The following is a 10,780-nucleotide window of genomic DNA, read 5'->3' as shown; positions in this document are numbered from 1 at the left end:
AAAAACTTTAGAGGATGCTAACGCATCCTAAAGCTGCCGGCGGCCCAACTCTCGGCCTGTTCGTCGGGCTGTGATTTCCCGGTGGGCGCGCTTAAGGTATTACCCGTATAAATAGCGCGCCACACCGGAAACCCAGCCCGACAGACCCGCGAAGACTGAGGACTGCGGAGCCTAAGGAGTAGCGTAGCTATCTAAAAGTCTTTTGGGTACCTTTTCTTCAGAAAAGGTACGGTTCCATGCGGGTAGACACGAATAAACCAACGATTTTTCCCGCCGGCACTCGCTTTCGGTTTACTCGCCCCCACTTTGTAAATCGAAAGACCGGCGGGATTTTTTTATCTCTTTCGCCAACCATGATCGAAGTACTGTACGAAGACAACCACATCATCGTAGTCAACAAACGCCCCGGCGAACTGGTACAGCCCGACCGGTCGGGAGGCCCCGCGCTGGAAGAGACTGTAAAGGATTATATCAAAGCGAAATACGCCAAACCGGGGGCCGTCTTTTTGGGCGTCGTGCACCGGATCGACCGGCCGGTGGGAGGTGCCGTGTTGCTGGCCCGGACTTCGAAAGCACTCGTCCGGCTCAACGAACAACTGAAACAACGCCGATTCCGGAAAATCTACTGGGCTATCGTCGAAAACCGCCCCTCCGAAAAAACTGCGGCCGGAGAATTGAAACACTATATCGTCCGTAACGGAAAGACCAACAAATCGACGGCTTACGACACTTTGGCGGCCGTTCCGGAGCGCTTGCGGGCAGAAACTAAAGAGGCAGTTCTCAACTATCGTTTGCTGGCCTCCGGCGACCGTTATCATCTGTTGGAAATCGAACTGCTGACCGGGCGGCACCATCAGATCCGGTGCCAACTCAGCAAGATCGGATGTCCGATCAAAGGCGATCTGAAATACGGCGCGGCGCGCTCCAATAAAGACGGCGGGATATCCTTGTGGGCCAGACGCCTGAGTTTCGAGCATCCGGTCACGCACGAAACGATCACCGTCGAAGCACCGACACCGGCAGACGATAAACTGTGGGCCTTTTTCGAACGATCGACCTCAAACGACTAAATCTCTGATTATACGAAAGAGAGACCCGCCCCGGGCAGCCGCAATCGGGATACGGGTGCGCTGAACGGCGTCGGCAGCGGCGGTTACAGCTGGTCGTTCACTTCAGAAGATGGCGGTATCGGTGGCATGTGCATGGGTTTTGATACGCAATATCTCGCATCCAGTACCTCGGGCAGTCGTGACAACGGTTTTCCGTTGCGTTGCCTCTCGGAATAAACGGAAGCAGAGACAACCTTAGCGATGCGTAAGCATCGCTCCGTTCCGCCGGGGTCACCCGGACGCCACTCCCGGCGTAGGGCCGCAACTTCGCGGTACTCGTTTCAGCCACGCTGGTTCCGACCCGACAATCCGCCCCGGGTTTCCGCGACAGAGTCAATGGCACGCTGATTGGCATCGGCTACAACGGATTCTGCTACTCCTCTTCGGCGAATGGCAGCGGTGGAGTGTACTTGTATTTTGGCGTGACTCATCTCAACCCTAGCAGTTCAGACTACCGGGGGCACGGTATTCAGTTGCGTTGCCTCTCGGAATAAACGGTGCCTACGGGCACTCCGAAATAGCAGCCGCTACCCCAATAACGCAACCTCTGCCCCAACTACCCGGCGCCGCTGTATAACATGCGGCTACAACTCCTCCGCCTCATCACGCCGCAGCCGGCGAATCATCCGCGCCGGATTTCCAGCCACCACCGTATCATCCGGCACATCCCTCGTCACCACCGATCCGGCTCCCACCACACAACGATGGCCGATCCGAACCCCCGGACAGATCACCGCACTGCCGCCGATCCAGCAGTCGTCGCCGATCGTCACCTCCTCTCCCCACTCTTCGCCCCTGCTCCGTTCGGCCGCATCCATCGGATGCGTCACCGCATAAATCTGCACATTCGGCCCAATCAGCACCCGGGCCCCCAACCGCACCCGCCCCACATCCAAAATCACACAATTATAATTGATAAACACCCCCTCGCCGCACGAAATATTATACCCGTAATCGCAATAGAACGGCGGCCTCACCAAAGTCCCCCGCGGACAATTCGGCAACAGCTCCGCCAACAAATCCTCATGCTCGGACAAAGACCGAGCCGCCCCGGCGATATTCAACCGATACAACCGCTCCCGCACCAACGTCCGATCCCGCTCCAACTCTTCGTCGCCCGGTTTGAAAGGCTCGCCGGCCAACATTTTCGCCTTTTCGCTCTTCATCTCTATTTGAATTCAAATGCGAACGGCAAAAGCTCCGTCACCATCGCCGCTCGAACCAGACGGCCCGTTCGATCCGCCATCAACACCCGTATATCCTGTGCGCCCTGTGCCCGCACCGCCTCCAGAAGCAGCTCCCGACACCCGCCGCACGGCGTCACCGGCACCTCCGAATCCGGCGAGGCGACCGCAACCGTCACGATCCGCAACTCCGGAAAATTCGCCCGCGCATAATTGACCGCCACCCGCTCCGCACAACTCCCCAACGGGTAGGCCCGATTCTCCTGATTGTTTCCACAGACGACCGTACCGTCCTCCAGCAGCACCGCCGCTCCCACCCGAAAACCCGAGTAAGGCGCCCAGGCCCGTTCCGCCGCCTCTAACGCCCTTGCCACCAATTCCTTGTCTTCCATAAAAATCCGTTTTTATTCCACCGAAGGTTTCACCGCCCGCACCATGTGCCGTTTGCCTAAGGCCCCCGGCAGCCGCACCACCTCGAATCCCACCGCCCGCAGAGCCTGTTTGACCGTTCCCTTGGCCGAATAGGTCACCAGCACACCGCCCGGCCTGAGTATGGAAAACATCCGCTCCATCACCTCCGCCGACCAGAGTTCCGGTTGAGCATCCGGCGCAAAGGCATCGAAATAGATCACATCGAAGCATCCCGCCAACGGCGTGAAATCGAACGTCAGCAAGTCGGCCCGATACTTCGTCAGCCCGCCTCCCGCTCCCACCTCATGCAGCGCCCCGTCCCACGGCACCTCGTGCAACTGCTCGAACAGAGGCTCCGTCGTATAGTTCAGCCGCCCCGCATCCTCCCGCTCCACCGGATAGAGCTCGATCGCCCGATAATCCACCCGCCGCCCCGTCTCCGCCGCCCGCCGAAAGGTCAGCCACGCATTGAGCCCCGTTCCGAACCCCACTTCGAACACCGCCGCCTCTCCGGCGGAAACCGCATCGAACCCGGCCCGAATATAGACATGCTCCGCCTCGCCCACCGCCCCCCGATCCGAGTGGTAGAGCTCGCCCAGCACCGGATGACGCACCGTCATCGACCCATCCGCCGTTTTCAGAAACTCCGTCATGCCCCCTCCCGAATCAACGCCGCACCAGCTGCACCACATTTTCGACATGGTGCGTATGCGGAAACATATCCACCGGCTGCACCCGGGTCACCCGGTAAGCCGAATCGAAAATCGCCAGGTCGCGCGCCTGCGTCGCCGGATTGCAGCTCACATAGACGATCCGCTCCGGCGCCGCCGCCAGAATCGTCGCCGCCACATCCCCGTGAATCCCCGCCCGCGGCGGATCGAGAATAATCACGTCCGGCCGCCCGTGTTCGGCGATGAACTCCGCATTCAGCACATCCTTCATATCCCCCGCGAAGAAAAGCGTATTCCCGATCCCGTTGAGCGCCGAATTCTGTTTGGCATCCTCGATCGCCTCGGGCACATACTCGATCCCGACCACCCGTTTCGCCCCCGCCGCCACGAAATTGGCGATCGTCCCCGTCCCCGTATAGAGGTCGTACACAATCTCGCTCCCCGTCAGCCCCGCAAACTCGCGCGCCACCTTATAGAGGTTGTACGCCTGCTCCGAATTGGTCTGGTAGAACGACTTGGGGTTGATCCGGAAAGTCAGTCCCTCCATCCGCTCCTCCATATACGGTTTCCCCGCATAACAAAACACCTCCTGATCTCCGATGGAATCGTTCAGTTTCTCATTGATGATATAATTGAGCGAGGTAATCTCCGGGAACTGCGCCCGCAGATGCTCCAAGAGCGCCGTCCGCCGTTCCGCATCCTCCCGCGCGAACACCACCGTCACCATCACCTCGCCGGTGGTCGAAGTCCGGACAACGATATTCCGCAACAACCCCCGATGCTCCCGCAGGTTGTAAAACTCCATCCCGTTTCCCTGTGCGAACCGTTTGATCTCCAGCCGAATGGCATTCGACGGCTCCGGCTGCAGGTGGCACCACTCGACATCCAGCACCTTGTCGAACATGCCCGGGATATGAAAGCCCAGCGCATTCCCATCCCCCGTCGCCGCCCCTTCGGCTACCTCCGCCCGCGGCACCCACCGCTTGTCGGAGAAGGTAAACTCCAGCTTGTTCCGGTAATATTCGCTCCTCTCCGACCCGATGATCGGCGAAATCTCGGGCAGCTCGATTCCCCCCAACCGCCGGAGCTGATCCTCCACCTGCCGCTGTTTGTACTCCAGCTGCATCGGGTAGGGCAGCGCCTGCCACTTGCACCCCCCGCACTCGCCGTAATGCTTGCAGAAAGGTTCCACCCGCAGCGGCGAATACTTCACGAAATTCAGCACATACCCCTCCATAAACCGCCGCCGCTTGTTATTGATCTGCACATCCACCACATCGCCCGGCACCGTGTGCGGCACGAAAACCACCACGTCATTGTATTTTCCCAATGATTTTCCCTCGGCAGCTATGTCGGTAATCTCCAGCCCCTCGATCTGCGGATATTTACTTTTTCTCGGTTTCATAAACGATCGTTCGTTCGGTATACAGGCAAAGATACGGGTAAATTTCGTAAATTTGGAGGCGATAAACCCTCTTAGCACCCTTACGGTTATGCTCAAACTGGCCACACTCACCTTCAATCCGTTCGGCGAAAACACCTACGTGCTGTTCGACGAGACGAAACAGTGCGTCATCGTCGACGCCGGCTGCTCCACGGAACAGGAACGTCAGACCCTCGTCTCGTTCATCGAAAAGAACGGCCTGCGGCCGGTGATGGCGATCAACACACACGGACACGTGGATCATATTTGCGGCGTGGAGTTCGTCAAGCGGCAGTGGAGGATTCCCTTTGCGCTGCACCGCAACGAAAAACCCATCATGGAGACGGCCCACTGCTATGCCGACATGGGCTTCGACGTCGATCCGATTCCGACGGTGGACATCGACCTGGCGGACACCGAGACCATTCCGGTGGGGAACAGCACCCTCCGCATCCTCCAGACCCCGGGGCACTCGCCGGGACACGTCGCGATCCATGTACCGGACGCAGAGTTGTTGCTGACGGGCGACCTGCTGTTCAAAGAGAGCATCGGTCGGACGGACTTGCCAGGCGGAAGCTATCCGACCCTGATGGAGAGCATTATCAGTCAGGTGATTCCGCTGGGCGGCGACACCCGCATCTTTCCGGGACACGGGCCGGGCAGTACCGTGGCGCACGAAGTGATGTTCAACCCGTTCATCGTCGAAGCGTTGCGCGGCGACGTAAACTACAAAAGCGATCGCACGACGCATGAGAATTGATATTATCACCCTGTTGCCCAAACTGTTGGACGGTGCCCTGAGCGAGTCGATCATCAAACGGGCGCAAGACAAGGGGCTGGTCGAAATACACATCCACAACCTGCGGGAGTACTGCGAGGACAAACACCGTACGGCGGACGACTATCCGTTCGGCGGCGAGGCGGGAATGGTGATGAAGGTGGAACCGATCTATAAGATTATCACGCAACTGCGCTCGGAACGGGAGTACGACGAGGTGATCTACACCTCGCCGGACGGGGTGACCTACAACCAGCAGGAGGCCAACCGATTATCTACCTTAGGCAATCTGATTATCCTGTGCGGACACTACAAGGGAGTGGACTATCGGGTGCGGGAGCATCTGATTACGCGCGAGATCTCGATCGGGGACTATGTGCTGACAGGCGGCGAGCTGGCGGCGGCGATTATCACCGACAGCGTCGTCCGGATTCTGCCGGGAGCGATCGGCGACGAGTGTTCGGCCCTGACGGACAGCTTTCAGGACAACCTGCTGGCGCCGCCGGTCTATACACGCCCGGCGGAGTTCAACGGATGGCGGGTGCCGGATGTGCTGCTTTCCGGAAATTTTGCCGAAATCTCGAAGTGGCAGGAGGATCAGGCTTTCGAACGGACACAACGGCTGCGGCCGGACTTGCTGGAGATCAAATAACCGAACGGCATGAAATACTACATCATAGCGGGCGAGGCATCGGGCGACCTGCACGGGTCGAACCTCATCAAGGGGCTGCTGAAGGCAGATGCAGAGGCGGAATTCCGTTTCTGGGGCGGCGACAAGATGGCCGAAGCGGCAGGCGGGCGGGGCACGCTGGTCAGACACTACAAAGAGGCTTCGATCATGGGGTTCTGGGAGGTGCTCAAGAACCTGCGGCGGATCGGCCGGCAGATGCGATTCTGCCGCGAAGACATGGCGGCGTATCGGCCCGATGCGTTGATTCTCATAGACTATCCGGGCTTCAACCTGCGGATGGCGAAGTTTGCCCACAAGCATCTTTGGCCGGCAGGCACCAAACGGCCGGAGGTCTTTTATTACATCGCCCCGAAAGTATGGGCGTGGAAAGAGCGGCGCGTCAATGATTTGCGGAGGTATGTCGACCGGCTCTTCATCATTTTTCCGTTCGAAACCGACTACTTCCGGCGGCATGGAGTCGAGGCTTTCTATGCCGGCAATCCGCTGATGGACGCCATCACCGACCGGCCGGCAGTGACGCCGGAGAACGACAAGGCTTTCCGGACCGAGAACGGTCTGGACGACCGGCCTATTATTGCGCTGGTGGCGGGGAGCAGGGCTTCGGAGATTCGCTATAACCTGCCGCCCATGGTGGCCGTGGCGCGACGTTTTCCGGAGTACCAGTTTATGGTAACGGGCGTGTCGTGGCTCGACAGATCGCTGTACGACAACTATTTAGAGGGGAGCGACGTGCGGTTCGTCTGCGACCGGACTTACGAGACGATCGCCCGGTCGGCGGCGGCGCTGGTCACCTCGGGGACGGCGACGCTCGAAACAGCCTTGCTGGGGATTCCGGAGGTGGTCTGCTACCGCGGCTCGGCCGTGAGTTTCTGGATTGCGAAAAAGGTGGTGAGCGCACGGCTGCGCTTCATTTCACTGGTCAATCTGATCCTCGACCGGGAAGCGATCCGCGAACTGATTCAGACCGATTTTACGCCGGAGACGGCGGAAGCGGAGCTACGTGCGGTATTGCCGGGAGGGACGAAATACGAACGAATCAGGCTGGATTTCGAAGAGTTGCGCCGGGTGGTCGGTGAGCCGGGCGCATCGGCACGGGTGGCGGACGAGATGGTGCGGTTATTACACGTAAATCATTCGAAATGAAGATTATCTGCATCGGAATGAACTACCCGGAACACGTCCGGGAACTTCCGTCGGTGTGGGACGAACAGACGCCGCGCGAAGCCCCGCGGGAGCCGGTCTTCTTCATCAAGCCGGACACGGCGCTGCTGCGGAACAACGATCCGTTCTACATTCCCGATTTTTCGGAAGACGTGCAATACGAGTGCGAATTGGTGGTGCGGATCAACCGGCTGTGCAAGGGGATCGAAGAGCGGTTCGCCCACCGCTGTTACGACGAAGTGGGGCTGGGAATCGATTTCACGGCCCGCGACCTGCAGCGGCGGTGCAAGGCCGAGGGGCTGCCGTGGGAGATCGCCAAAGGATTCGACCACTCGGCGGCCATTGCGCCGGTCTTTGTGCCGAAAGCGGAATTGCCTGATATCCAAAACCTCCATTTCTCGATGGATTTGAACGGCGAACGAAAACAGACGGGTTTTACGGGAGAGATGATTTTCGGTGTGGATCGGATCATCGCTTATGTTTCGCAGTTCGTCACCCTGCGGATCGGCGACCTGCTCTTCACCGGGACGCCGGTCGGAGTGGGGCAGGTGCATATCGGCGACCGGATTACCGCAGAACTGGAGGGGAGGCCCATGTTGGATTTCCAGATCAAATAACGTCGACAAATCACGTGGAATTCAAAGATTTAGACATCATTCTCGCCAGCGGATCGCCGAGACGGCGGGAGTTATTGACCGGGATGGCGATTCCGTTTCGGGTGGCGGATGCTTATACGGTCGAAGAGCGTTATCCCGCCTCGTTGCCGCTGGCGGAGGTGCCGGGCTACCTCTCCCGGCTGAAATCGGAAGCCTACCCGATGCCGCTGATGGAGAACCAGATACTCATCACGGCCGACACCCTCGTTCTGTCCGGCAATCGGGCGCTCGGCAAGCCGAAAGACCGACAGGCAGCTGTCGAGATGCTGCACACCTTATCGGGAGGCACGCACCACGTCACGACGGGCGTGACGATTCGCAATCGTTCGGCACAAGTCACCTTTTCGGAGACCACCGCGGTAACGTTCGGGAGGCTTTCTGCGGACGAAATCGCCTTTTACGTCGACACCTTCCGACCGTACGACAAGGCGGGAGCATACGGGATTCAGGAGTGGATCGGCTACGTGGGAATCGAGCGTATCGACGGATCGTTCTACAACGTCATGGGACTGCCCACGCGGCTTCTATACACCGAGCTGACCGACTTTATCCGGACACGACACACTGCCAATAATAAATCAATTAACGGGATATGAAAAAATCGACTCTATTCGCTCTGACCTGCGGCGCCCTGCTGTTCGGCCGTCCTGCGGTGCGGGCCGACGAAGGGATGTGGCTGCCGAGCCTGATCCAGCAGGGACGCATCAAAGAGATGCGCGCCAAAGGCTTCCGGCTCAAGGCACCGGATTTGTACGCCGTGAACCAGGCCAGCCTGAAAGACGCCATCGTACGGTTCGGCAGCGGCTGCACCGGCGAACTGATCTCCGACCAGGGCCTCCTGATCACCAACCACCACTGCGGTTACGGACAGATTCAGCAGCACAGCTCCGTGGAACACGACTACCTGACCCACGGCTTCGCGGCCATGAACCGCAGCGAAGAGCTGCCCAATCCGGGGCTGGTGGTCAGCTTTCTGGTCGAAATGAGCGATGTGACCGACCGGATTCTGGACGGCGTCACACCGAATATGGACGAAGCGGAGCGGCAAAAGAGAATCGACGCCAACAAAGAGGCTGTCGTCCGGACGGCGACCGAAGGGAATCACTACAAAGCTTCGGTCGAGGCGTTGTACTATGGGAATCAATACTTTCTGTTCGTCTACGAAGTATTCGAAGACGTGCGACTGGTCTTCGCACCGCCGTCGGCAGTGGGTAAGTTCGGGGGCGACACCGACAACTGGATGTGGCCGCGGCACACGGGCGACTTCTCGATTTTCCGCGTCTATGCGGGGCGGGACAACAAACCGGCGCCTTATTCGCCGGACAATGTGCCGTACGTGCCGAAAAAATCGTTCACCATCTCGCTGCGCGGGATGCAGCCCGGCGACTTCACCTTCGTCTACGGATTCCCGGGACGGACGTACCAGTACCTGCACTCCGAAGCCGTGCGCTACATCGAGGAGAAGAGCGACCCGCACAAGGTGAACCTGCGGACACTGCGGCTGAACATCATGAACCGCGCCCAGGCGGCCGATCCGAAAGTCCGGATCCAGTATGCGGCGAAGAACGCCAGCGTGTCGAACGCCTGGAAAAAGTGGCAGGGCGAGATGAAAGGGGTGAAACGCCTCGGCACCGTCGAAAAGAAACAGGCTTTCGAACGCCGGTTCGAGGCTTGGGCGGCCGATAAGCCGGAATATGCGGGCACCACGCACAGACTGGCGGCACTGTACGACTCGCTGGAGTCGTACGCCTTTGCCCGGGACTACCATGCGGAGGCGGTTCTGGCGATCGAGCTGCTCAAATTCGCCGGCACATTCGCGGAGGCCAAGGATCTGACCCCGGAGACGAGAACCAAACTGCAAGCCGCGGCCGACAAGTTCTATAAAGATTACGTACCGGCCATCGACCGGGAGACCGCCGGGGCGCTGATGAGCGAATACCTCCGAAACGTTCCGGAACAATTCCGGCCGACCGGGGCAGCCACGGATATGGCAGCGATTTTCGACTCCAGCCTCTTCACCGATTCGACCCGGGTAAACCGCCTGCTGGCCTCGGAAGATACGACCGCCCTGCACGGCACCATCGACAACGATGCCGCCGTACAGGCCTATCGGGCTTTCACGGAGGTCTACAAAAACCGGATCGAACCGGCTTATGCGGCGCTGAACAAGCAGATCGACCGCGAATACCGCACCTACATGCGGGGCATGATGGAGATGCGGCGGGGCGAGCACGAGTTCTATCCGGACGCCAACTCGACCTTGCGCATCGCCTACGGCAAGGTGGACGGCTACCGTCCGGCGGACGCGGTCTGCTACGAACCCTTCTCGACCCTCGACGGGGTGATGGAGAAGGACAATCCGGAGATTTACGACTACGACGTGCCGGCCCGGCTGCGGCAACTGTACGAGACGAAAGACTACGGCCGGTGGGCGGTGAACGGGACGGTGCCGGTGGCTTTCATCGCCACGAACCACACCACGGGCGGCAACTCGGGCAGCCCGGTGCTGAACGCCCGGGGCGAACTGATCGGCGTGAACTTCGACCGCTGCTGGGAGGGGACGATGTCCGACCTGGAATACGATCCCGTCGTCTGCCGCAACATCGCCCTGGATATCCGCTACGCGCTGTTCCTGATCGACCGGGTCGGCGGCGCGGGCTATCTGCTGGACGAAATGAAATTTGCGAAATAGGCAT

At 59.5% G+C, this 10,780-nt stretch carries 11 protein-coding genes; 7 read left to right on the top strand and 4 right to left on the bottom strand.

What is annotated here, in order from left to right; all coding sequences use genetic code 11:
* Positions 1-353 precede the first annotated feature (353 nt).
* Entirely contained in the window at positions 354-1,070 is a 717-nt protein-coding gene (locus QZ292_RS01770; protein WP_294596978.1) for an RluA family pseudouridine synthase, read from the top strand.
* 623 nt (positions 1,071-1,693) lie between these two features.
* Here the strand turns inward: QZ292_RS01770 and QZ292_RS01765 are convergent.
* Genes QZ292_RS01765 through rlmD form a run of 4 tightly spaced genes read right to left on the bottom strand, consistent with a single transcriptional unit; the run spans position 1,694 to position 4,780 of the window.
* The gene (locus QZ292_RS01765; protein WP_294596974.1) at positions 1,694-2,275 is read right to left on the bottom strand and encodes a sugar O-acetyltransferase; all 582 of its coding nucleotides are present in this window, start codon (positions 2,273-2,275) and stop codon (positions 1,694-1,696) included.
* A gap of 2 nt (positions 2,276-2,277) precedes the next feature.
* Entirely contained in the window at positions 2,278-2,685 is a 408-nt protein-coding gene (locus QZ292_RS01760; RefSeq protein WP_294596972.1) for a cytidine deaminase, read from the bottom strand.
* Between the two features lie 12 nt (positions 2,686-2,697).
* Positions 2,698-3,405: a tRNA (5-methylaminomethyl-2-thiouridine)(34)-methyltransferase MnmD gene (mnmD, locus tag QZ292_RS01755; protein WP_294596969.1), complete on the bottom strand. Its 708-nt coding sequence runs from the start codon at positions 3,403-3,405 to the stop codon at positions 2,698-2,700.
* Positions 3,371-4,780 (bottom strand): 23S rRNA (uracil(1939)-C(5))-methyltransferase RlmD, encoded by a 1,410-nt coding sequence (gene rlmD / locus QZ292_RS01750; RefSeq protein WP_294596966.1) that lies wholly within the window; start codon positions 4,778-4,780, stop codon positions 3,371-3,373. The genes mnmD and rlmD overlap by 35 nt, the downstream gene beginning before the upstream one ends.
* Positions 4,781-4,868: 88 nt before the next feature.
* Between rlmD and QZ292_RS01745 the strand changes: the two genes are divergently transcribed.
* Genes QZ292_RS01745 through QZ292_RS01720 form a run of 6 tightly spaced genes read left to right on the top strand, consistent with a single transcriptional unit; the run spans position 4,869 to position 10,776 of the window.
* On the top strand, positions 4,869-5,558 hold the full coding sequence (locus QZ292_RS01745; protein WP_294596962.1) for an MBL fold metallo-hydrolase: 690 nt from the start codon (positions 4,869-4,871) through the stop codon (positions 5,556-5,558).
* The gene (gene trmD / locus QZ292_RS01740) at positions 5,548-6,228 is read left to right on the top strand and encodes a tRNA (guanosine(37)-N1)-methyltransferase TrmD (RefSeq protein WP_294596957.1); all 681 of its coding nucleotides are present in this window, start codon (positions 5,548-5,550) and stop codon (positions 6,226-6,228) included. The genes QZ292_RS01745 and trmD overlap by 11 nt, the downstream gene beginning before the upstream one ends.
* A gap of 9 nt (positions 6,229-6,237) precedes the next feature.
* Complete coding sequence (gene lpxB / locus QZ292_RS01735) at positions 6,238-7,410, top strand: lipid-A-disaccharide synthase (protein ID WP_294596954.1); 1,173 nt, start codon at positions 6,238-6,240, stop codon at positions 7,408-7,410.
* The gene (locus QZ292_RS01730) at positions 7,407-8,045 is read left to right on the top strand and encodes a fumarylacetoacetate hydrolase family protein (protein ID WP_294596952.1); all 639 of its coding nucleotides are present in this window, start codon (positions 7,407-7,409) and stop codon (positions 8,043-8,045) included. The genes lpxB and QZ292_RS01730 overlap by 4 nt, the downstream gene beginning before the upstream one ends.
* A 14-nt stretch (positions 8,046-8,059) precedes the next feature.
* Positions 8,060-8,680, top strand: coding sequence for a Maf family nucleotide pyrophosphatase (locus QZ292_RS01725; protein WP_294596949.1), 621 nt, complete (start codon positions 8,060-8,062; stop codon positions 8,678-8,680).
* Complete coding sequence (locus QZ292_RS01720; protein ID WP_294596946.1) at positions 8,677-10,776, top strand: S46 family peptidase; 2,100 nt, start codon at positions 8,677-8,679, stop codon at positions 10,774-10,776. Before QZ292_RS01725 ends, QZ292_RS01720 begins: the two co-directional genes overlap by 4 nt.
* Positions 10,777-10,780: the final 4 nt, after the last annotated feature.

The sequence above is a fragment of the uncultured Rikenella sp. genome, assembly GCF_910577125.1.
GTDB lineage: Bacteria > Bacteroidota > Bacteroidia > Bacteroidales > Rikenellaceae > Rikenella.
This window is presented reverse-complemented; position numbering and strand designations above follow the sequence as displayed.